General features: G+C 68.2%; 21 protein-coding genes. 10 read left to right on the top strand and 11 right to left on the bottom strand.

Annotation, left to right across the window (positions count from 1 at the left end; all coding sequences use genetic code 11):
• Positions 1 to 94: 94 nt before the first annotated feature.
• Both femX and ACZ4N5_RS01065 read right to left on the bottom strand, forming a co-directional pair.
• Positions 95 to 1,216, bottom strand: a complete 1,122-nt coding sequence (gene femX / locus ACZ4N5_RS01070; RefSeq protein WP_467755050.1) for a peptidoglycan bridge formation glycyltransferase FemX — start codon at positions 1,214 to 1,216, stop codon at positions 95 to 97.
• Between the two features lie 163 nt (positions 1,217 to 1,379).
• Positions 1,380 to 1,691: a hypothetical protein gene (locus ACZ4N5_RS01065; protein ID WP_467755049.1), complete on the bottom strand. Its 312-nt coding sequence runs from the start codon at positions 1,689 to 1,691 to the stop codon at positions 1,380 to 1,382.
• Between the two features lie 287 nt (positions 1,692 to 1,978).
• On the opposite strand from ACZ4N5_RS01065, the gene rpsF reads away from it, so the two are divergent.
• The 4 genes from rpsF to rplI all read left to right on the top strand — a co-directional run bounded on the left by rpsF (position 1,979) and on the right by rplI (position 3,711).
• On the top strand, positions 1,979 to 2,269 hold the full coding sequence (gene rpsF, locus ACZ4N5_RS01060) for a 30S ribosomal protein S6 (protein ID WP_261703747.1): 291 nt from the start codon (positions 1,979 to 1,981) through the stop codon (positions 2,267 to 2,269).
• 77 nt (positions 2,270 to 2,346) lie between these two features.
• Entirely contained in the window at positions 2,347 to 2,952 is a 606-nt protein-coding gene (locus ACZ4N5_RS01055; RefSeq protein WP_467755048.1) for a single-stranded DNA-binding protein, read from the top strand.
• Between the two features lie 57 nt (positions 2,953 to 3,009).
• Positions 3,010 to 3,246 carry a 30S ribosomal protein S18 gene (rpsR, locus tag ACZ4N5_RS01050; protein WP_003949403.1) on the top strand — a complete coding sequence of 79 codons (237 nt, stop codon included), beginning with the start codon at positions 3,010 to 3,012 and terminating at the stop codon, positions 3,244 to 3,246.
• A gap of 18 nt (positions 3,247 to 3,264) precedes the next feature.
• Positions 3,265 to 3,711, top strand: coding sequence for a 50S ribosomal protein L9 (rplI, locus tag ACZ4N5_RS01045; protein WP_266760569.1), 447 nt, complete (start codon positions 3,265 to 3,267; stop codon positions 3,709 to 3,711).
• Positions 3,712 to 3,877: 166 nt separating this feature from the next.
• Here rplI and ACZ4N5_RS01040 read toward each other — a convergent pair whose 3' ends face one another.
• The gene (locus ACZ4N5_RS01040; protein ID WP_467755047.1) at positions 3,878 to 5,215 is read right to left on the bottom strand and encodes an MATE family efflux transporter; all 1,338 of its coding nucleotides are present in this window, start codon (positions 5,213 to 5,215) and stop codon (positions 3,878 to 3,880) included.
• A gap of 459 nt (positions 5,216 to 5,674) precedes the next feature.
• Between ACZ4N5_RS01040 and dnaB the strand changes: the two genes are divergently transcribed.
• Positions 5,675 to 7,141 (top strand): replicative DNA helicase, encoded by a 1,467-nt coding sequence (gene dnaB, locus ACZ4N5_RS01035; RefSeq protein ID WP_467755046.1) that lies wholly within the window; start codon positions 5,675 to 5,677, stop codon positions 7,139 to 7,141.
• 108 nt (positions 7,142 to 7,249) lie between these two features.
• Here dnaB and ACZ4N5_RS01030 read toward each other — a convergent pair whose 3' ends face one another.
• A complete protein-coding gene (locus tag ACZ4N5_RS01030) occupies positions 7,250 to 7,816 on the bottom strand; it encodes a dihydrofolate reductase family protein (RefSeq protein WP_467755045.1) in 567 nt (188 codons plus the stop codon).
• A 337-nt stretch (positions 7,817 to 8,153) separates the two neighbouring features.
• Between ACZ4N5_RS01030 and ACZ4N5_RS01025 the strand changes: the two genes are divergently transcribed.
• On the top strand, positions 8,154 to 9,539 hold the full coding sequence (locus tag ACZ4N5_RS01025) for a serine hydrolase domain-containing protein (protein WP_467755044.1): 1,386 nt from the start codon (positions 8,154 to 8,156) through the stop codon (positions 9,537 to 9,539).
• 88 nt (positions 9,540 to 9,627) lie between these two features.
• On the opposite strand, the gene ACZ4N5_RS01020 is transcribed toward ACZ4N5_RS01025, so the two are convergent.
• Together ACZ4N5_RS01020 and ACZ4N5_RS01015 are read right to left on the bottom strand one after the other, a co-directional pair.
• Positions 9,628 to 10,080 (bottom strand): GNAT family N-acetyltransferase, encoded by a 453-nt coding sequence (locus ACZ4N5_RS01020; protein ID WP_467755043.1) that lies wholly within the window; start codon positions 10,078 to 10,080, stop codon positions 9,628 to 9,630.
• 9 nt (positions 10,081 to 10,089) lie between these two features.
• Positions 10,090 to 10,578, bottom strand: a complete 489-nt coding sequence (locus ACZ4N5_RS01015) for a MarR family winged helix-turn-helix transcriptional regulator (RefSeq protein WP_467755042.1) — start codon at positions 10,576 to 10,578, stop codon at positions 10,090 to 10,092.
• Between the two features lie 143 nt (positions 10,579 to 10,721).
• Between ACZ4N5_RS01015 and ACZ4N5_RS01010 the strand changes: the two genes are divergently transcribed.
• Both ACZ4N5_RS01010 and ACZ4N5_RS01005 read left to right on the top strand, forming a co-directional pair.
• Entirely contained in the window at positions 10,722 to 11,930 is a 1,209-nt protein-coding gene (locus ACZ4N5_RS01010) for an MFS transporter (protein WP_467755041.1), read from the top strand.
• Between the two features lie 99 nt (positions 11,931 to 12,029).
• A complete protein-coding gene (locus ACZ4N5_RS01005) occupies positions 12,030 to 12,452 on the top strand; it encodes a GlcG/HbpS family heme-binding protein (RefSeq protein ID WP_467755040.1) in 423 nt (140 codons plus the stop codon).
• Between the two features lie 108 nt (positions 12,453 to 12,560).
• Here ACZ4N5_RS01005 and ACZ4N5_RS01000 read toward each other — a convergent pair whose 3' ends face one another.
• A complete protein-coding gene (locus tag ACZ4N5_RS01000; protein ID WP_467755039.1) occupies positions 12,561 to 13,427 on the bottom strand; it encodes a GNAT family N-acetyltransferase in 867 nt (288 codons plus the stop codon).
• 154 nt (positions 13,428 to 13,581) lie between these two features.
• Here ACZ4N5_RS01000 and ACZ4N5_RS00995 point away from each other — a divergent pair, with 154 nt between their 5' ends.
• A complete protein-coding gene (locus ACZ4N5_RS00995; RefSeq protein ID WP_467755038.1) occupies positions 13,582 to 14,214 on the top strand; it encodes an HAD family hydrolase in 633 nt (210 codons plus the stop codon).
• Positions 14,215 to 14,640: 426 nt separating this feature from the next.
• Positions 14,641 to 16,428, top strand: a complete 1,788-nt coding sequence (locus ACZ4N5_RS00990) for a globin domain-containing protein (RefSeq protein ID WP_467755037.1) — start codon at positions 14,641 to 14,643, stop codon at positions 16,426 to 16,428.
• A gap of 22 nt (positions 16,429 to 16,450) precedes the next feature.
• Here the strand turns inward: ACZ4N5_RS00990 and ACZ4N5_RS00985 are convergent, their stop codons facing one another.
• The 4 genes from ACZ4N5_RS00985 to ACZ4N5_RS00970 all read right to left on the bottom strand — a co-directional run bounded on the left by ACZ4N5_RS00985 (position 16,451) and on the right by ACZ4N5_RS00970 (position 19,927).
• Entirely contained in the window at positions 16,451 to 16,933 is a 483-nt protein-coding gene (locus ACZ4N5_RS00985; RefSeq protein ID WP_355848175.1) for an NUDIX hydrolase, read from the bottom strand.
• Between the two features lie 184 nt (positions 16,934 to 17,117).
• Complete coding sequence (locus ACZ4N5_RS00980; protein WP_467755036.1) at positions 17,118 to 18,023, bottom strand: LysR family transcriptional regulator; 906 nt, start codon at positions 18,021 to 18,023, stop codon at positions 17,118 to 17,120.
• A 216-nt stretch (positions 18,024 to 18,239) separates the two neighbouring features.
• A complete protein-coding gene (locus tag ACZ4N5_RS00975) occupies positions 18,240 to 19,439 on the bottom strand; it encodes a cystathionine gamma-lyase (RefSeq protein WP_467755035.1) in 1,200 nt (399 codons plus the stop codon).
• Positions 19,436 to 19,927 (bottom strand): low molecular weight protein-tyrosine-phosphatase, encoded by a 492-nt coding sequence (locus tag ACZ4N5_RS00970; protein ID WP_467755034.1) that lies wholly within the window; start codon positions 19,925 to 19,927, stop codon positions 19,436 to 19,438. Before ACZ4N5_RS00970 ends, ACZ4N5_RS00975 begins: the two co-directional genes overlap by 4 nt.
• Position 19,928: the final 1 nt, after the last annotated feature.

Raw genomic sequence — 19,928 nt, 5'->3', positions numbered from 1 at the left:
TATCAGAGGTATGAAAAGGAATTGTCGCTGATTCGCGGGACCGATGGGGCGATGCCGGGCTGGTTCAGCGGCCGGGCATGCGATTCGGGGCGGCTCAGCGGCGTGACATGTAGATGTCGAGCGCCTTGTGGAGCAGCTTGTTCAGCGGGAAGTCCCACTCGCCGAGGTACTCGGCGGCCTCTCCGCCCGTGCCCACCTTGAACTGGATCAGGCCGAAGAGGTGATCGGTCTCGTCCAGCGAGTCGGAGATGCCCCGCAGGTCGTAGACCGTGGCTCCCAGGGCGTACGAGTCGCGCAGCATGCGCCACTGCATCGCGTTCGAGGGCCGGACCTCGCGTCCGATGTTGTCCGAGGCGCCGTAGGAGTACCAGACGTGCCCGCCGACGACGAGCATGGTCGCGGCCGACAGGTTCACTCCGTCGTGACGCGCGAAGTAGAGCCGCATGCGGTTGGGGTCCTCGGTGTTGAGGGCCGTCCACATGCGCTGGAAGTACGACAGCGGGCGGGGCCGGAAGTGGTCGCGCACAGCCGTGATCTCGTACAGCCGCTGCCACTCCTCCAGGTCCTGGTAGCCGCCCTGGACGACCTCGACGCCCGCCTTCTCGGCCTTCTTGATGTTGCGGCGCCACAGCTGGTTGAAGTTCCTGTGGACGTCTTCGAGGGAACGGTTTGCCAGCGGAACCTGGAAGACGTAGCGGGGCTGGACGTCACCGAAGCCGGCACCGCCGTCCTCGCCCTGCTGCCAGCCCATGCGGCGCAGCTTGTCGGCGACCTCGAAGGCGCGCGGTTCGATGAAGTCGGCCTCGATGTCGCGCAGGCGCTTCACGTCCGGGTTCTGGATGCCGCCCTTGATGGACGTGGCTTCCCAGCGCCGGATGATCACCGGCGGACCCATCTTCACCGAGAAGGCGCCCTGGTGCTTGAGGTGCGCGAGCATCGGCTGCAGCCAGTCGTCGAGGTTCGGCGCGAACCAGTTGATGACCGGACCCTCGGGCAGATAGGCGAGATAGCGCTTGATCTTGGGCAGCTGGCGGTACAGCACCAGGCCCGCGCCGACCATCTGGCCGGTCTTGTCGTCGAACCATCCGAGGTTCTCGGAGCGCCACTCTGCCTTTACGTCTGCCCAGGCGGGGACCTGCATGTGACTAGCCGCGGGCAGGCTCTGGATGTATGCCAGATGCTGCTCTCGGCTGATGGTCCTCAGGGTCAGGCTCATTCGGGGCGCTCCTCGGGCTGGTGTGTCCCCATGGGTACAGGGGCTCCGGCTCTCGCGCCGAAGCCTACTGCGCCCTGCGAGCGCCCCGACTGGCCGTATGGAACCTGGACCCCGGGGACGCGGCGTGAAGCGTCCCGAGGTCAGGGGAAAACGGACGTTCGACTCAGATCAAACCCCCGAAGAGGCCGCCGTGGGCCAGTCCGAGGTAGAAGCCGACGCCCGAGAGACCGAGTCCCACGATCAGTCCGAAGCGCTCTCGGGTCGTCTCGGAGATGAACTGGCCGTAGGCGCCGGTGAGGATCCCGACGAGGCCGGCCCAGGAGCTGAGCAGATGGAGGCTGTGGAACATCGACGTGACGAAGGCCAGGATTCCGCACACCAGAGTCACCACGAGCAAGGTGTCCTGGAGCGGATGAGGCTTGCCGTCCGTAGCGAAGAGTGAGCCGGTGGTGCTGGGTCGCAATACCTGTGCCATATGGCACCTCCTGCGGAAGGCGGCGCATCGTAGCGCCGTACACACCCGATGTGTACAGATTGACGGCCAACCCGGTCGGATTTCAACCGGAAGCCGGTGTGCAGGTACTCTGTACCCTCTGCACCGGTGTCTGCCCAGGCTCATGGCCAGGTCACGACAGGGATTGCCGCTCGGTTCACCGATCGGCGGCCCGATTGTCAGTGGCGGCCGATACCGTTGCGTACGCATCACAACCCTCCTGCCACGGAACGACCGTGGCCGTTGAGTCCAAAGGAGGTGGGTTCCACATGCGTCACTACGAAGTGATGGTCATCCTCGACCCCGATCTGGAAGAGCGCGCCGTCGCCCCCCTGATCGAGAACTTCCTCTCCGTCGTCCGTGAGGGCAGCGGAAAGGTCGAAAAGGTCGACACCTGGGGCCGTCGTCGTCTCTCGTACGAGATCAAGAAGAAGCCCGAGGGCATCTACTCGGTCATCGACCTGCAGGCCGAGCCTGCGGTCGTCAAGGAGCTCGACCGCCAGATGAACCTGAACGAGTCGGTCCTCCGGACCAAGGTCCTCCGTCCCGAGACCCACTGAGCTCTCCAGCTCAGCTGATCTCGGGCATCGAGTAGCAGCACCAGCAGCCAGCAGCAAACCCGCCGAGAGGTTCCCCCATGGCAGGCGAGACCGTCATCACGGTCGTCGGCAATCTTGTCGACGACCCCGAGCTGCGCTTCACCCCTTCCGGTGCGGCGGTCGCGAAGTTCCGTGTCGCGTCCACCCCCCGCACCTTCGACCGGCAGACCAATGAGTGGAAGGACGGCGAGAGCCTGTTCCTGACCTGCTCGGTCTGGCGTCAGGCGGCGGAGAACGTCGCCGAGTCGCTCCAGCGCGGCATGCGCGTCATCGTGCAGGGCCGCCTGAAGCAGCGGTCCTACGAGGACAACCAGGGCGTCAAGCGCACGGTCTACGAGCTGGACGTAGAGGAAGTCGGCGCCAGCCTGAAGAACGCCACGGCCAAGGTCACCAAGACCACGGGTCGAGGCGGCCAGGGCGGCCAGGGCGGTTACAGCGGCGGTGGCGGCCAGCAGGGTGGCGGCTGGGGCGGAAGCTCCGGCGGCGCTCCGCAGGGCGGCGGCGCTCCTGGCGACGACCCCTGGGCCACCAGCGCTCCCGCCGGTGGCAACCAGGGCGGCGGCGGTGGCGGTGGCGGCTGGGGCGGAAGCTCCGGCGGCTCCGGCGGTTCCGGCGGCGGCTACTCGGACGAGCCCCCCTTCTAGGCCTCAGGGCCGAGGGTGGGCCGTACTCCCACTTCTTGATCACACAGGAGATACACCATGGCGAAGCCGCCTGTGCGCAAGCCGAAGAAGAAGGTCTGCGCGTTCTGCAAGGACAAGGTCACGTACGTGGACTACAAGGACACGAACATGCTGCGGAAGTTCATTTCCGACCGCGGCAAGATCCGTGCCCGCCGCGTGACCGGCAACTGCACGCAGCACCAGCGTGACGTCGCCACGGCTGTGAAGAACAGCCGTGAGATGGCGCTGCTGCCCTACACGTCCACCGCGCGATAAAGGAAGGGTGACCGACACATGAAGATCATCCTTACCCACGAGGTCTCCGGCCTCGGTGCCGCGGGCGACGTCGTTGACGTCAAGGACGGTTACGCTCGCAACTACCTGATCCCGCGGAACTTTGCGATCCGCTGGACCAAGGGTGGCGAGAAGGACGTCGAGCAGATTCGTCGTGCTCGCAAGATCCACGAGATCGCGACCATCGAGCAGGCCAACGAGATCAAGGCCCGCCTCGAAGGCGTCAAGGTCCGTCTGGCCGTTCGCTCCGGCGACGCCGGTCGTCTCTTCGGTTCCGTCACCCAGGCTGACGTCGCTTCGGCGATCAAGGCTTCCGGTGGCCCCGAGGTCGACAAGCGCCGCATCGAGCTGGGCTCGCCCATCAAGACCCTGGGCGCCCACGAGACGTCCGTGCGTCTGCACCCCGAGGTTGCCGCCAAGGTCAACATCGAGGTTGTCGCTGCCTGAGTGCAGCGCTCGGCATAGCTGAGAGAAGGGCCGTACCCCTCGGGTGCGGCCCTTCTGCGTCTCCTGAGACTGCTTCTCCCGAGCATGTCCGTGTCGGTTCTCCGTGGATGCCGGGGATCGTCGTTTCACGTGAAACCCTCGTTTCCCGTGAAACGGTCGGCCCATGTCAGCGCGTCGCCCCCGTGACGATCCAGCGGCCCGAGCGAGAGCGCCGCCACAGGGTCAGCATCCGCGTCGTCATCATCAGCGTCATCGCTCCCCAGAGCGCGGTCAGCCCGCCGCCGAGAAGGGGAACGAGCAGGGCGACGGGGGTGAAGACCGCCAGCGTGAGCAGCATGGCCCAGGCCAGGTACGGCCCGTCCCCCGCGCCCATCAGCACGCCGTCCAGGACGAAGACGATCCCGCAGACAGGCTGGGAGACAGCAACCATCACCAGAGCGGGCAGTGCCGCGTCCTGCACACCCGGGTCGCCGCTGAACAGCGGAAGGAACAGGGGGCGAGCCACGATGACCAGCAGACCGAGTACGACTCCGGTGACGAGACCCCACTGCACCATGCGGCGGCATGCCTCACGGGCACCGTGGGCGTCGTCCGCGCCGAGGTAGCGCCCGATGATGGCCTGTCCCGCGATGGCGATGGCGTCGAGCGCGAAGGCGAGCAGGCTCCACAGCGACAGGATGATCTGGTGCGCAGCCATGTCGGCGTCCCCGAGCCGGGCGGCGACAGCCGTGGCGATCAGAAGGATCGCGCGGAGCGACAGCGTACGGACGAGCAGAGGGGTGCCGGCCTGGGCGCAGGCTCGTATGCCGGTGGCGTCCGGCCGCAGGGAAGCGCCGTGCTGCCGGGCTCCGCGGATGACGACGTACAGATAGACGGCGGCCATCCCGCACTGAGCGATGACCGTGCCCCATGCGGAGCCGGCGATGCCCAGGCCGACGCCGTAGACAAGGAAGACGTTGAGGACCGCGTTGGCGACGAAGCCTCCGACGGCGACGTACAGCGGGGTCTTCGTGTCCTGGAGTCCGCGCAGTATTCCGGTGGCGGCCAGCACGACGAGCATGGCGGGGATGCCGAATACCGAGATCCGCAGATAGGTCGTCGCGTACGGGGCGGCGGTGTCGGAGGCGCCGAACAACTCCATGAGGGAGGGTGCGGTGGGGAGAGCGACGGTGATCACGGCCGCGCCGATGAGCAGGGCGAGCCAGATGCCGTCCATGCCCTGGCGGATCGCGGCTCGCAGATCACCGGCGCCGACTCGGCGGGCGACCGCGGCCGTAGTGGCGTAGGCGAGGAAGACGAAGACGCCGACGGCTGTCATGAGAAGGGCCGAGGCGACGCCGAGTCCGGCCAGTTGTGCGGTACCGAGATGGCCGACGATGGCGCTGTCGGCCAGCACGAAGAGTGGCTCGGCGACGAGTGCGCCGAACGCCGGAACGGCCAGTGCGACGATCTCTCGGTCGTGCCGGCGTCGGGCGGCCCTGGGTGCCGCGGGAGCCTGTGTCATGAGCATCAATCTAATCTTCCACAGGTAAGAGATGCAAAGGACGAAGGACCCTTACTCTCTGTCGTGTCGGGTGTGTCGTGACGCACTGTTTGCAGCGATCTTGATCCGACTGGGAAAGTTTTTCTTCTGCACAGCCGGTGGATGGGAAAATGCCAGGTCAGGGCATGTTCGCCAGAAGAGCTGAGTGCTTGTTCACAGGGCTGTCCACCGGGTCGTGCACAGGTTTCGTGGAGTTCTCCACAGCATCCGGGCCGTCGTCCACATGGCCTGTGGATAACCAGATTGGCTGACGGTGCCCGCGGGCCTACCGTGGTGCGGCGCCCGTTCTCTCCTCCGTCCTCGGAAAGCACGCAAAACCGACGCGTGAGAACCGGAGTTGGGCAGCTCACTTGTCAGTGCCGTGCCGTAGAAATTGAAGGCACTGCTAGGTCCGCTCTGCGGACGGGAGGAGGTGGCTCGGTGACTATTTCCGAGCCCTTGGACGACCCCTGGGCGGACAGTGGTCCCAGTGATCGTCTGCCCTCGTCCCGCCGTGGGAACGGTGGCCGAGGCCGCGACGAGCAGCACGACCGGGACAACGGGTCATGGGAAAGCAGCGGTTCGTCCTTCGAACGGGTACCGCCGCAGGACCTCGACGCCGAGCAGTCCGTCCTCGGTGGCATGCTCCTGTCGAAGGACGCCATCGCCGACGTCGTCGAGGTGCTCAAGGGCCACGACTTCTACCGGCCTGCGCACGAGACCATCTACGGCGCGATCCTCGACCTGTACGCGAAGGGCGAGCCGGCCGACCCCATCACGGTCGCGGCCGAGCTCACCAAGCGCGGCGAGATCACCAAGGTCGGCGGGCCGCCCTATCTGCACACGCTGGTCCAGACGGTCCCGACCGCTGCGAACGCCGAGTACTACGCGGAGATCGTGCACGAGCGCGCGGTCCTGCGCCGCCTGGTCGAGGCGGGCACGCGCATCACGCAGATGGGGTACGCGGCCGATGGCGACGTCGATGAGATCGTCAACAGCGCCCAGGCAGAGATCTACGCGGTCACCGAGCAGCGGACCACCGAGGACTATCTGCCGCTCGGCGACATCATGGAAGGCGCGCTCGACGAGATCGAGGCCATCGGATCACGCTCGGGGGAGATGACCGGCGTACCGACCGGCTTCACCGACCTCGACTCGCTGACCAACGGCCTGCATCCCGGCCAGATGATCATCATCGCGGCTCGTCCCGCCATGGGTAAGTCGACGCTGGCCCTGGACTTCGCCCGGGCCTGCTCGATCAAGCACAACATGCCCAGCGTGATCTTCTCGCTCGAAATGGGCCGCAACGAGATCGCGATGCGCCTGCTGTCCGCCGAGGCGCGCGTGGCCCTGCACCACATGCGGTCCGGCACCATGACCGACGAGGACTGGACCCGGCTCGCCCGCCGTATGCCGGACGTCTCGGCCGCCCCCCTCTACATCGACGACTCCCCGAACCTGTCGATGATGGAGATCCGTGCCAAGTGCCGTCGCCTCAAGCAGCGCGCCGATCTGAAGCTCGTCGTCATCGACTATCTGCAGCTGATGCAGTCCGGCGGCAAGCGCTCCGAGAGCCGCCAGCAGGAGGTCTCCGACATGTCGCGAAACCTGAAGCTGCTGGCCAAGGAGCTGGAACTGCCGGTGATCGCGCTGTCGCAGCTCAACCGTGGCCCCGAGCAGCGCACGGACAAGAAGCCCATGGTCTCCGACCTGCGTGAGTCCGGGTCGATCGAGCAGGACGCGGACATGGTCATCCTGCTCCACCGCGAGGACGCGTACGAGAAGGAGTCCCCCCGCGCCGGCGAGGCCGACATCATCGTCGGCAAGCACCGTAATGGCCCGACGGCCACGATCACGGTGGCCTTCCAGGGTCACTACTCGCGCTTCGTGGACATGGCACAGACCTGATCCGCCGCCCCTGTAGGGCCTCGCGACTGATGTCGTAATCTCACGGGCCGTGTCGTACCGATGTCGTATACGACATCGTCCGTGAGACCAGCGCGTGGGTGCTGCTGTTCAGCGCCTCGTCTCGTACCTGGTCAGGACCACGCCGCCGGGAAGCGTCCGCGTCTCCACCAGGCTCAGGTTCACCCAGTTGTCCAGCGCGCTGAAGAACGGCGTGCCGCTGCCCACCAGGACCGGATGGGCGGCGATCGCGTACTCGTCGATCAGCCCGGCGCGCATGGCCGCCCCGGCGAGCGTTGCGCCGCCGATGTTCATCGGGCCTCCGTCCTCGGCCTTGAGCCGGGTGATCTCGGCGATCGCGTCGCCGGTGACCAGGCGGGTGTTCCAGTCGACCTTGTCGATCGTCGAGGAGAACACCACCTTCGGCGTGTCCCGCCAGTTCCGCGCGAACTCGATCTCCGCCGGGGTGGCGTTGGGCTGCTGGTCGCCGGTCGGCCAGTGGGAACTCATCGTCTCCCACAGCTTGCGCCCGTACAGCGACAGGCCACTCGCCTGCTCGTGGTCGAGCCACCACTGGAACAACTCGTCGCTCGGCGGTCCGCTCCAGCCGATGTCGTCGCCGGCCGCGGCGATGTAGCCGTCCAGGGTCAGGTTCATGCCGTAGATCAGTTTCCGCATGGCCTAGCCTTCCGTCCGTGGGTGTCCGGCGTATGGACCAGCGCGGCGCGGAAAACTCATCGGTGCGCGATCTGGGCTCGCCGGTAGTCCTCGTGCTCGGGGCTCAGCGTGGTGTACTCGGCCGACACGGGCAAGCCGCCTGATCTCGACCTCGCCCTCGCGAGGAAATGCCACGGATTTGAGACTGATCATGGGTGACAAGGCCGTGAGACAGTCAGAACGCCCAGGTCGCGCAAGATCGACATGTCACGAGCGGCGAGACCCTGCAGTCGCCCCGCGGGGCCGCCTCGGATCAAATCCGCTCGACGTTCGGCGCCCGGGCGGGTGGACTGGTGCCATGACGACACCCCACGATGATCTGCTTCCCGGTACGCGCCGGGCCCTGCTGCACCGCATTGCCGTCGCGCAGAGCGAGGGGCGGGCACCGTCGCTCGTCGCGGCGGTGGTCCGGGGCGGAAAAGCGGTATGGAACGGGGCGCGGACCTCGGTGGACGGTCACGGACCGGACGAGAACGTCCAGTACCGGATCGGCTCCATCACCAAGACCTTCACCGCCGTTCTCGTGCTCCGGCTGCGCGACGAGGGCCTCCTGGACCTCGGCGACCCGCTGGAGAAGCATGTTCCCGGTACCGGCGCGGGGGAGGTCACCATCTCTCAACTGCTTGCCCACACCGGAGGGTTGGCCGCCGAGTCACCCGCGCCGTGGTGGGAACGCACACCCGGCTCGCTGCGTCCCGAACTGGCCGACGTGCTGGGCGAGCAGCCCTTCCGCCATCCGGTCGGCCGTCGGCACCACTACTCGAACCCCGGCTACACATTGCTCGGAGCGCTCGTCGAGGAATTGCGCGGCGCACCCTGGGAGGAAGTGCTGCGCCGCGAGGTTCTCGAACCGCTCGGCCTGCACCGTACGAGCGGTCGCCCGCAGGCGCCGCACGCGGGGGGATGGGCGGTCCACCCGTGGGCGGACGCGATGATGCCCGAGCCCGCGGAGGACCTGGGGCGGATGGCTCCGGCCGGCCAGTTGTGGTCCACCACAGGGGACTTGGCGCGTTTCGCCGTCTTTCTCGCCCACGGTGACGATCGGGTGCTGAGCGCGGAGTCCGTCAGGGAGATGCACGCGCCTGCCGCGCCGCCCGAGACCGCGGAGCTGGCTTCGGGGTCCTCCTACGGGCTTGCCCTGCAGATCGTGCACCGTGACGGCCGAACCCTCGTAGGGCACTCCGGTTCCCTGCCGGGCTTTCTCGCCGGATTGGTGATCAGCGTGGAGGACGACGTGGCGGCGGTGGTGCTGTCCAACTGCACCTCGGGACCGCCCGTGTTCACCGTGGCCGCCGATCTGGTGCGGATCGTCGCGGAGGCGGAACCGCGGATCCCTGAACCCTGGCGCCCGATGACCGAAGTCGACCAGGGTGTCTTGGAGTTGGCGGGTCAGTGGTACTGGGGGACTCAGGCCTTCGGGCTACGGCTGCCGGCCGGTGGGGGGCTGGTGCTGGGCCCGCTCTCGGGTGTCGGCAGGGGTGCCCGCTTCCGCGCTAACGGTGACGGGACGTGGACGGGGGTCGACGGCTACTACGCGGGCGAGCTTCTGCGGCCCGTACGGCGGCCCGACGGCTCCGTGAGCCATCTGGACCTCGGCTCGTTCGTGTTCACGCGGCAGCCGTACGACGAGCAGGCTCCTGTGCCCGGTGGGGTGGATCCTGAAGGCTGGCGAGGAGTTCAGTAGGAGCCGCCGGCCCGGGAGGCGGCCTGTTTCACGTGAAACAGGCCGCAGACAGGCCACCGCCCGCCGCGCGGTGCGGACACGACCCGCGTCAGAGCGGGCGCTTGAAACCGACGTGTGAGGCCTCGAAGCCGAGCCGCTCGTAGAAGCGATGGGCATCGGTGCGGGAGGCGTCGGAGGTCAGCTGGACCAATTGGCAGTCCTGGCGGCGGGATTCCGCGACCGCCCACTCGATGAGCTCCGTACCGAGACCACTGCCGCGCTCGTCGGCGTGGATGCGTACGGCCTCGATGACGGAGCGCGTCGCTCCTTTGCGGGACAGCCCGGGAATCACGGTGAGCTGCAGAGTGCCGACAACGCGACCCTCGCGCACGGCGACGACCAGGTACTGGTTCGGGTCACGGCTCAGACGCTCCAGCGCGCCCAGATACGGGGTCAAGTCGTCGGGCGATTCCCGTTGGGCACCCAGCGGGTCGTCGGCCAGCATCGCGACAATGGCGGGCACGTCGTCGGCGACCGCGGCTCGTATCTCAAGATCTGCCATGACCGCACACTACGAGGGCGCGCCCACCGAGGGCATGGGGTGTACGGGTACGCTCGCCGACTCCACGACTCGGACCAGCGGTGCCAGCTCAGGGTTCTCGGCCGCATCGTCGAGTGCCTCGCGCAGCGCGGCGTCATTGGTGGGCCGCGCCTCGGCGAGGAGCTTCAGCCCTGCCTCGCTGACATTCGTGTAGATGCCGCGCCGGTCGGTCGGGCAGAGATAACGGGCGAGCAGGCCTCGGTCCTCGAGGCGGGTGACCAGCCGTGTGGTGGCGCTCTGGCTGAGGACGACCGCGTCCGCGACCTGCTTCATCTGGAGATGACCGCCGTCGCCGTCGTGCTGTCGGCTGAGAACGTCGAGCAGGGAGTACTCACGCACGCTGAGCCCGTGCTTGGCCTGCAGGGCCCGCTCGATATGGGCCTCGATCCTCCCGTGCAGCAAGGAGAGGGCGCACCATCCCTGAGCGAGGGCGGTGAGCGCGGGGTCCGTGGCTGTCATGGCGTCTTCCTCCGTCCCGGAGCGGCTGAGAACCAGGATAGAGCACAGGCGCAATAGCCCGCTGTTGCATATAGCCCGCGTCTGCAACTATTGTGAACGCAGGCAAAGCGCCCCTGCAATCTTCTGGGAAGGTGTACCCCACCATGCCTCTCGCGCTTCTGGCCCTCGCGATCGGGGCCTTCGGTATCGGAACGACCGAGTTCGTGATCATGGGTGTCCTGCCCGAGGTCGCCGGGGACTTCGGGGTCTCCATCCCCACGGCCGGACTGCTGGTGACCGGCTATGCCCTCGGTGTGGTGATCGGTGCGCCGATCATGACCGCGCTCGGCACGAAGGTGTCCCGCAAGCGGATGCTCATGGTGCTGATGGGTCTGTTCGTCCTCGGCAATCTGATCTCCGCCGTCGCTCCGGTCTTCTGGCTGATGTTCGCGGGCCGGGTGGTCGCCTCCCTGGCCCACGGCGCCTTCTTCGGCATCGGGTCGGTGGCCGCCGCCGAACTGGTCGCGCCGGAGAAGAAGGCCGGCGCCATCGCGATGATGTTCAGCGGGCTCACGATCGCCAATGTCGTCGGTGTTCCGCTGGGCACGCTGATCGGGCAGTCCGCCGGCTGGCGCGTCACGTTCGCGGGAGTCGCCGCGCTCGGCGTCATCGGACTGCTGGGCATCGCCAAGCTGGTCCCGGAGATGCCGAAGCCCGAGGGCGTGCATCTGCACCACGAGCTGGCCGCCTTCAAGAACGTCCAGGTCCTGCTCGCGATGGCGATGACCGTGCTCGGTTTCGGCGGTGTCTTCGCGGCCGTCACGTACATCGCGCCGATGATGACGCACGTCGCCGGGTTCGCCGACGGATCCGTAACCTGGCTGCTGGTCCTCTTCGGCCTCGGCATGGTCGGCGGGAACCTGATCGGCGGGAAGTTCGCCGACCGCGCGCTGATGCCGATGCTGTACGTGTCTCTGGGCGGCCTCGCCGTCGTGCTCGCCCTCTTCACCGTCACCGCCCACAACAAGATCCTGGCGGCCGTCACGATCGCCCTGATCGGCGGTCTGGGCTTCGCGACCGTTCCTCCTCTGCAGAAGCGCGTTCTCGACCAGGCGCACGGCGCCCCCACTCTGGCCTCGGCCGTGAACATCGGCGCCTTCAACCTGGGCAATGCACTCTCGGCCTGGCTCGGCGGCGTCGTCATCGCGGCCGGTCTCGGCTACACCGCTCCCAACTGGGTCGGTGCGGCTCTCGCCGCGAGTGCGCTCGTCCTGGCCGTCCTCTCGGCCGCTCTGGAGCGCCGCACGGCTCTGCCCAGCGCCGTGGTCGCCGGGGGTATCCCCGCCGAACAGCGGACCGCCGTCCACCACTGACCGGGATCGAGACGCTGCGGGACCAGGGCCGTTTCCCGCAGCGTCTCGATCCAGTACGTCCCCCTCGACACAGCCCGCCCCCACAAGGAGAAAGCCCTGATGAGCACCGCCACCGCCGTTGCCCCCCTGACAATCGAGGACGCCGACGTTCTCGTCACCGCGGCCCGACGCGCCGCCGAAGCAGCCGGCGTTCGGATCAGCGTCACCGTCCTCGACGCGGGCGGCCACCTGCTCGCCTTCCGGCGCGACGACCAGGCCGTGCTGATCTCGGGAGAGACCAGCACGCGTAAGGCCTACACAGCACTCCAGCTGAACTCGGCCACTGCCGACCTCGTCGACGCGGTGCAGCCCGGCGGCCTCTTTCACACCCTGCCCACGGCGCTCGACCGCCCGCTGCTGTTCATCGCGGGCGGCGTTCCGGTCCACCGCGACGGCCGTCTGATCGGCGCGATCGGAGTCGGTGGCGGTATGCCCGACCAGGACCACGGCTTCGCCGTCGCCGCTGTCGAATCGCTCGTCTGACGCCAGACAGTCGCGGCGCCCGCCCGACGTACGACAGTCCGGAAGTGCCGGTTCCCCTACGTGCCCCGGGGACCGGCACTTCTTCTGTGGAAGCCGCCGGAGCCCCAGCTAGCCTGCGGCCACGGTCAGCGGCGCGAAGCGGCGGGTCCAGTCACCGGGCAGTTCCGGGATCCCGTACGTCATGACCGCGTTGAAGCCGACGGGGGCCAGCCCGCGTTCCTTCAGCCAGGTCAGCAGCTCTTCGTGACGCACGTCGACGTCGGTGCGCAGTGGACGGTCGGTGTGGGCGGCGAGCGAGGAGACGAGAGCCTTCGCCGTCTCCGTGTCCCGGGCGATCAGCGGGCCCACGACCTGGTTGGTCATATTAGGCCAGGCGGCCGCGTAGCCGATGATCCGGCCGTTCTCCTCGGCCACACGCACCTGGTCCGCGAAGGCGGGCAGACGCGTGATCATGTGGGTGCGGTCCGCGCCGAAGACCTCTTCGTCCAGCCGGAGGATGGGGGCCAGGTCCTCCGCCGTCGCCGGCTGGGTGGAGACCTCCGGCTCGGGGCCGCCAGGAGTGAACGTCCCACGGACCATCTCGGCCCGGCCGGTGACCTTGAATCCCAACTCTTCGTAGAGCGGGCGCCCGTACACGGTCGAGTGCAGGGTCAGCGGGGTGGTGCCCATCTCCTCGACGACGTGCCGCATCAGACGGCGGCCGATACCTTGGCGGGAGTGCCGCTCGGCGACGAGGACCATGCCGATCGCACCCAGTTCTGGGCGCTCGCGCGGTCCGTATTCGGTCACCACGCACGCGGCGACGAGACCGCCGGCAGGGTCATCGATCCCGTATCCGGTCCCCGCAGTGAGCAGGAGACCCCACTTGTACTCCTCGCGGGGCCAGCCCCGGTCCTGGGACAAGTCGGCGCAGGCGGTGAGGTCGCGAGGCGTCAGACGACGAACGGGCAGAGCAGTGAGAGAAGGTGTCGACACGCAGGTCAGGCTGTCCGACACGGGCCCCTGCCGTCCACCGCTTTCCCGGCGGTCCCACCATTTTTTGGCCATGTTCAGCAGCAGTGAGCGGACAGCTGTTTCACGTGAAACCTCGGCCCCCTGAGCGTGGGCTGCCGCAGTAGCCTCGACGGACATGGCGAGACTTCATCTCTTCGATCTCGACGGGACGTTGCTCCACGGCAGTACCGCGCCGTTGGAGATTTCCCGGCAGCTTGGGCTGGAAGCCGAGACCTTGGCGCTCGAAAAGGCCATCTCCGCAGGGCGTATAGGCCCTCCGGAGTATGCGACGCGGGTGCATGATCTCTGGACGGAACTCACCGAAGCGCATGTGACGTCGGCTTTCGCCGGTGCGCCATGGATGTCAGGGATCGAAGACGTCTGGAGGGAGATCCGACGAAACGGCGACTACTGCGCCGTCGTCTCACTGTCGCCCTCGTTCTTTGTGGAACGCCTGATGTCGTGGGGAGCGCATGCGGCCCATGGCTCGCGCTTTCCCGCCGTCCCGTTCGCGGAACCGGTGGACCCGGGGGGCGTTCTCAGCGCCGCGGCAAAGGTGCAGATCACGGACCGCCTATGTGAAGAGTTCGGGGTCACCCGAACGGACTGTGTCGCCTATGGCGACTCCCTCTCGGACAAGGATCTTTTCCACGTTGTACCGGTGTCCGTCGCGGTCAATGCGGACCGGCATCTGCGCAGCCTCGCCACTCACTCCTACGTGGGACGGGACCTGCGCGTTGCCTATCAATTGGCATGCCACACCCGGTAATTGAGGCATCGGTCGGCCGGTCCCCGGCCTTTCGCCTTGAGGGAAGAGGGCACTCCTGCCGAGAGCCACTGCCCGTACGGTCGACTCCGGTTCGGGCGGCCGAGATGGGTACACGCCCTGCGTGGTACGGGCGAATGGCAACGCAGGCCAAAGAAGCGTAACGGGACGCGAAGATCGAAAACCCGCATTTTCCGTTATGCGGTCGGGCGTTGACCCGGAGTGCGATGCTCGATGAGGGCGTTGCGGCCAATGCGCACTCTCGCTTCACGTTCCCGTACGGGTGGGTATCCGGCTCCAGTGCGGCCGCATTGGGCCGACGAGGACTGAACCGAGAAGGCGAGCAAACCGGCTGCGGGGGGAAAGCAGGCATCTTCCGACCGAGGAGGTGCGCAGACCGACCGAAAGATGTTCGAGGCGAGGCAGACCATGGACGCTCCGACCACCACGTCGGCCGACAACGGCACTTCAGGCGGCAACGACGGGGGCGGCTGGTTCACGTCGCGCAATGAGCCGACGGCTCCCAGCGGTGACCAGGGGCCATCGGACGGCCGGCGACTGGCCGCGCTGCGCCCGGTGGGCCGGTCGGCCGCGGCGCAGGGGCAACCCGGCCAAGCCGTCCCTGAGCAAGCGGCCTCCGGTCAGGGAACCCTTGAGCAGGCCGAACAACGGACACCCGAGCAGGAACGAATATCCTCGGTCGCCGAAGCGCCGACGGCTCCTGGTGAGGCAGCACCGCTGTCCGATGGGACAGCCCCCACCGAGACGCGGACTCACGGGACAACACCCCGGGAGATGCGCCCGCACGAGGCCGCGCCCTCGGGAATGCGGCCTCCCGAGCCCCTGCCGGCCGGGCCGGTACCGCCCGGGTGGCGCTTTCTTCCGCCGGCACCGTCCGAGGCGCGGCATTTCGAGCCGGAGCCCGCCCACGAAGCCGTACAACCTGGATCGGGCTCCGGGCAGACGGAGTTCGGCTCTCCGTGGCCCTCACAGGCCTCCGCGCCCGAGCACGGGTCCCCGCAGCCCCACCATGGTTCTCCTCCGCCTGGCGCCCTCTCTGAGCCGCTGGTGACGGGCCGACAGCCCGCTCCCGCCCCCGAGGCGTCCCCCGACGCCGTGCTGATCCGCCGGACCATGGCCGAGGTCGGTCACATCGCAGACAAGGTCACCTCCTACTTCTACGCGCTGCTCTTCGTGCGCCACCCAGAACTGCGTCCTCTTTTCCCCGCCGCGATGGACACCCAGCGGGACCGGCTGCTCAAGGCCCTCCTGACCGCGGCCGAGCACATCGACAACACCGAGGTCCTCGTCGCGTATCTGCAGAACCTGGGCCGGGGACACCGCAAGTACGGCACCCGGCCCGAGCACTACCCGGCCGTCGGTGAGTGCCTCATCGGCTCGCTCGGCCGGTACGCCTCGGCGATCTGGGACGCCGAGACGGAGGCGGCCTGGGTGCGCACGTACACGACGATCTCCCAGGTCATGATCGACGCGGCTGCCGCCGACGAGCTGCGCGCTCCGCCCTGGTGGTTCGCCGAGGTGGTCTCCCACGACCTGAGGACGCCGGACGTCGCGGTCATCACCGTCCGGCCCGACCAGCCGTACCCGTTTCTCGCCGGGCAGTACACAAGCCTGGAGACACCATGGTGGCCACGGATCTGGCGGCACTACTCCTTCGCCTCGGCGCCCCGCTCGGACGGGCTGCTGACGCTCCATGTGAAGGCGGTTCCGGCGGGCTGGGTCTCCAACGCGCTGGTGCACCGGGCCCGGCCCGGCGATGTGATCCGGCTCGGGCCGCCGTCCGGATCGATGACCGTCGACCACACCACCGACAGCGGTCTGCTCTGTCTGGGCGGCGGCACCGGCATCGCTCCCATCAAGGCCCTCGTCGAGGACGTGGCCGAACACGGGGAGCGCCGCCCCGTCGAGGTCTTCTACGGAGCTCGCACCGATCACGACCTCTACGACATCGACACCATGCTGCGGCTCCAGCGGAGCCACCCCTGGCTCTCGGTGCGCTCTGTCGTCGACCGGCGGGCCCATCTCCAGCTGCCGGACGTCGTACGCGAGTACGGGCCCTGGGACGAGTACGACGCGTATCTCTCGGGGCCGCCCGGCATGATCCGCAGCGGCGTCGACGCACTCAGGGACATAGGCATCCCGTCGGACCGCATCCGTCACGACTCGGTGGAAGAACTCGTCGTGACAGGCGGCTGACCTACGGCGACGTCTCTCCGCGTCAGCCCAGGTCGGGTGCGTGCATGGCCCGAACGCCCTCGATGTTCCCGTCGAGATAGTGCCTCAGCGAAAGCGGCACGAGGTGCACGGAGGCGATCCCGACCCGGGTGAACGGGACGCGGACGATCTCGTACTCACCGCACGGCTCGTCCACCTCGGGACCGTGTCGCAGCGCGGGGTCCATGGACTCAAGCCGGCAGACGAAGAAGTGCTGGACCTTCACACCGGTCGCGCCGCCGTCGTCGCCGATGTGCTCGACCGTGTCGACGAAGCAGGGCACCACATCGACGATCTTGGCGCCGAGTTCCTCGTGCACCTCACGATGGAGCGCTTCGACGACAGTCGTGTCCTCCGGTTCGACCCCGCCACCCGGTGTGAGCCAGTAGGGATCGACGCCGGGCTTGGTGCGCTTGATCAAGATCAGGTCGTCACCATCGAGCAGAACGGCGCGGGCGGTGCGCTTGACCACGGGTCGGACGGTCATGGGAGAAATGTGGCCCGGCTGGTTCCACGTGAAACATCGTGCGGCCGCGATTCCGTGTGAAACGTCCTGGAGCCCTTCCTGGCTCCCGGGAAACTGGGGACGGACTTCGGTCCGAACTGCCGCCGTTCGGGCCTCGGCAGCGGGTGTTTCTGCCCGGTGTCCCCGTTCCCGGTCCGCGCCGGCCTCAGCTCCAGTCGGCGGCCGCCCGCAGCAGCCATTCGTACGCTCGGGCGATGTGCGGCATCGCGAGCGTTCCGGTCCGGACGACAAGGAAGTACGTACGCAACGGGGGTACCGGGGGGTCGAGGAGAGCCACGACGTCTCCACGTTCGATGGCGTCGGAGCAGAGGTATTTGGGCAGGACGGCGAGGCCGGCGCCCGCGGAGGCGCAGGCGAGGACCGCCCGCAGATCCGGGACGACAACCGTGCCGGAGGCGGCCGGCCGGCAGTCGAAGACCGAGGCCCAGTAGCGGGCGACGAGCGGCAGCGACTCGTGGACCTCGACGATGGGGAAGTCCTCGAGAGCGTGGGCGCCCTTGCGGCGGAGTTTGCCCGGACCGATTTCCGCGGCCCAGCGCGGAGCGGCGACCAGGACGTGCTCCTCGTCGCAGAGCGGAGTCGCGGTGAGAAGCGCGCCGCGTGGCTGGGCCGTCGTCATAGCCAGATCATGATGTCCGGCGGCGAGCCCCTCCATGGTCTCCTCCGCGTTGCCGAAGGAGGCGCGCAGCGCGAAGCCCTGGCCGTCGTCGCCGGTCAGCTCCGTGAGAGCGGGCAACGCGCGTTCCGCGGTGAACTCCGGTGGCCCCGCGAGATGCAGTGTGCGAAGGGACGAGTCGTCGTCGAGTCCGGTCTCGGCTATCTCCACGAGGGCATCGAGATGCGGCGCCGCCTTGTGGGCGAGTTCGTCGCCGATGGTCGTGGGGGTCACCCCGCGCGCCTGGCGGAGAAAGAGGGGTCGCCCCAACTGGCGCTCCAGCGTGCGGATCTGTGAGGTGACGGCCGGCTGGGACAGACCGAGCAGCGCGGCGGCACGAGTGAAGGAACCGGCCCGGTGCACAGTCACAAAAGTGCGCAGCAAGGCCAAGTCCATGGTGCCCTCCCCTTTCAGCACCCCCGCGCGAGCCCTAACTATAAATAAGTCGATAGGTCTCTGTCGCTACTGTGATTGGACACTGACACAGAGTCAACTAGCCTTGTTCGCGCGGTTCTTCGCGCGCGGAACCGGGACGGTCCGAGCCACGAGGGGGGAGGCTCGGACCGTCCGTAATGCGTAGCGGGTGTACTGATCCGGTCGCCGGGGCCGCTTCTACTCCGCTGATGCGTCGAGGGCCCGCAGCACGTCCGCCACCAGGTCCTCGGGGTCCTCGGCGCCGACGGAGAAGCGGATGAAGCCTTCCGGGACCGAGTCCCCGCCCCACCGGCCGCGCCGCTCGGCCGTGGACCGCACCCCGCCGAAGCTGGTGGCGTCGTCCACCAGGCGCAGTGCGTCGAGGAATCGCTCGGCACGCTCGCGGGAGGGCAGCGTGAAGGAGACTACGCATCCGAAGCGACGCATCTGCTGCGACGCGATCTTGTACGAGGGGTCGTCGGGCAGCCCCGGGTAGCGCAGGCCCGTCACCTCGGGCCGGTCCCGCAGGACCTCGGCGATCGTCTTCGCGGTGGCCGTCTGCCGGTCGGCCCTCAGCTGGAGCGTGGCGAGCGAGCGGTGGGCGAGCCAGGCCTCCATCGGGCCGGGGATGGCGCCGACGACCTTGCGCCAACGTCGTACGGGAGCCATCAGAGCGGCGTCCCGCCCGGTGACGTACCCCAGGAGGATGTCGCCGTGCCCGGTGAGCATCTTGGTACCGCTGGCCACGGAGAAGTCGGCACCCAGCTCCAGCGGGCGCTGTCCGAGCGGGGTGGCCAGGGTGTTGTCCACGGCGACGAGCGTGCCCTGCGCGTGCGCGGCGGCGACGAGGCGGCGCAGGTCGCAGACGTCGAGACCCGGATTGGACGGCGTCTCGATCCACAGCAGCTTCGCGCCGTCCAGCACCTCCAGCTGGGCATCGCCGGCGGTGGGGGCGGTGCGTACCTCGATGCCGTACGCGGTCAGCTGCTCACGCACCAGCGGCAGCACCTGGTAGCCGTCGTCGGGCAGGACGACGATGTCGCCGGCCCGCAGCTGGGAGAAGAGCACCGCGGAGACGGCGGCCATGCCGGAGGGGAAGGAGAGCGTTTCGACGGAGTCCTGCCCCGGCGCCTCCAACTCGCCGATGGCGCGCTCCAGGAGGGTCCAGGTCGGGTTCTCGTCGCGGCCGTAGGTGTACGGGCCGGTGGGCTCACCGGGCAGATGGAAGTGCGCTGCGAAGACCGGGCCGGGAAGTGTCGGCTCGTACTTCACGGGCTCGGGCAGCCCGGCACGCACCGCCCGTGTACCGTCGCCCGGCACCGTCGCCCACGTGCCCTCACTCTCTCCCGCCGCGCCCTTGTCCTCACCGCTCGCCGTGACGAAATCCCCTGACGTCATGCCGCTCGTCCTCCCACTTGCTCTCGTACCGCGGCGAGCAGACCGGGGCTCGCCGCCTCCACCATCTCAAGACATTCCTCGAAGCCGTCCATATGTCCGTAATACGGATCGGGGACGTCCAGGTGGTCGCCCGCGGCCGGGTCGTACGAGCGCAACAGCCGGACCTTCCCGGCGTCCTCGACACTGGCCGCGAGGCGGCGCAGGGCCCTGAGGTGGCCGGTGTCGAGGGCGATGACGAGATCGAGACGGGAGAACCACGCGGCCTGGAACTGCCGGGCCGCGTGGTGGCTTTCGTAGCCGCCCGCTTCCAGCACGGCGACGGTGCGCTCGTCGGCGCCGTCGCCCTCGTGCCAGCCGCCCGTGCCCGCGCTGTCGACCTCGACCAGCTCGCCGAGTCCGGCCTCCGCCACATGGGCGCGGAACACGGACTCGGCCATCGGCGAGCGGCAGATGTTGCCGGTGCAGACGAAGCAGACGCGGTAGGTCATG

Source organism: Streptomyces sp. NPDC026500, assembly GCF_055567635.1.
This window is presented reverse-complemented; position numbering and strand designations above follow the sequence as displayed.

What these genes read in the sequence shown, in the direction of transcription:
- ACZ4N5_RS01030 (WP_467755045.1), bottom strand. Translation starts at nt 7,816, where the DNA reads ATGCGGAAACTGATCTACGGCATGAACCTGACCCTGGACGGCTACATC.
- rpsF (WP_261703747.1), top strand. Translation starts at nt 1,979, where the DNA reads ATGCGTCACTACGAAGTGATGGTCATCCTCGACCCCGATCTGGAAGAG.
- ACZ4N5_RS00990 (WP_467755037.1), top strand. Translation starts at nt 14,641, where the DNA reads ATGGACGCTCCGACCACCACGTCGGCCGACAACGGCACTTCAGGCGGC.
- ACZ4N5_RS01010 (WP_467755041.1), top strand. Translation starts at nt 10,722, where the DNA reads ATGCCTCTCGCGCTTCTGGCCCTCGCGATCGGGGCCTTCGGTATCGGA.
- ACZ4N5_RS01040 (WP_467755047.1), bottom strand. Translation starts at nt 5,215, where the DNA reads ATGACACAGGCTCCCGCGGCACCCAGGGCCGCCCGACGCCGGCACGAC.
- ACZ4N5_RS00970 (WP_467755034.1), bottom strand. Translation starts at nt 19,927, where the DNA reads ATGACCTACCGCGTCTGCTTCGTCTGCACCGGCAACATCTGCCGCTCG.
- ACZ4N5_RS01005 (WP_467755040.1), top strand. Translation starts at nt 12,030, where the DNA reads ATGAGCACCGCCACCGCCGTTGCCCCCCTGACAATCGAGGACGCCGAC.
- rpsR (WP_003949403.1), top strand. Translation starts at nt 3,010, where the DNA reads ATGGCGAAGCCGCCTGTGCGCAAGCCGAAGAAGAAGGTCTGCGCGTTC.
- ACZ4N5_RS01025 (WP_467755044.1), top strand. Translation starts at nt 8,154, where the DNA reads ATGACGACACCCCACGATGATCTGCTTCCCGGTACGCGCCGGGCCCTG.
- ACZ4N5_RS01020 (WP_467755043.1), bottom strand. Translation starts at nt 10,080, where the DNA reads ATGGCAGATCTTGAGATACGAGCCGCGGTCGCCGACGACGTGCCCGCC.
- ACZ4N5_RS01065 (WP_467755049.1), bottom strand. Translation starts at nt 1,691, where the DNA reads ATGGCACAGGTATTGCGACCCAGCACCACCGGCTCACTCTTCGCTACG.
- ACZ4N5_RS00980 (WP_467755036.1), bottom strand. Translation starts at nt 18,023, where the DNA reads ATGGACTTGGCCTTGCTGCGCACTTTTGTGACTGTGCACCGGGCCGGT.
- ACZ4N5_RS00995 (WP_467755038.1), top strand. Translation starts at nt 13,582, where the DNA reads ATGGCGAGACTTCATCTCTTCGATCTCGACGGGACGTTGCTCCACGGC.
- ACZ4N5_RS01055 (WP_467755048.1), top strand. Translation starts at nt 2,347, where the DNA reads ATGGCAGGCGAGACCGTCATCACGGTCGTCGGCAATCTTGTCGACGAC.
- femX (WP_467755050.1), bottom strand. Translation starts at nt 1,216, where the DNA reads ATGAGCCTGACCCTGAGGACCATCAGCCGAGAGCAGCATCTGGCATAC.
- ACZ4N5_RS00975 (WP_467755035.1), bottom strand. Translation starts at nt 19,439, where the DNA reads ATGACGTCAGGGGATTTCGTCACGGCGAGCGGTGAGGACAAGGGCGCG.
- ACZ4N5_RS00985 (WP_355848175.1), bottom strand. Translation starts at nt 16,933, where the DNA reads ATGACCGTCCGACCCGTGGTCAAGCGCACCGCCCGCGCCGTTCTGCTC.
- ACZ4N5_RS01015 (WP_467755042.1), bottom strand. Translation starts at nt 10,578, where the DNA reads ATGACAGCCACGGACCCCGCGCTCACCGCCCTCGCTCAGGGATGGTGC.
- rplI (WP_266760569.1), top strand. Translation starts at nt 3,265, where the DNA reads ATGAAGATCATCCTTACCCACGAGGTCTCCGGCCTCGGTGCCGCGGGC.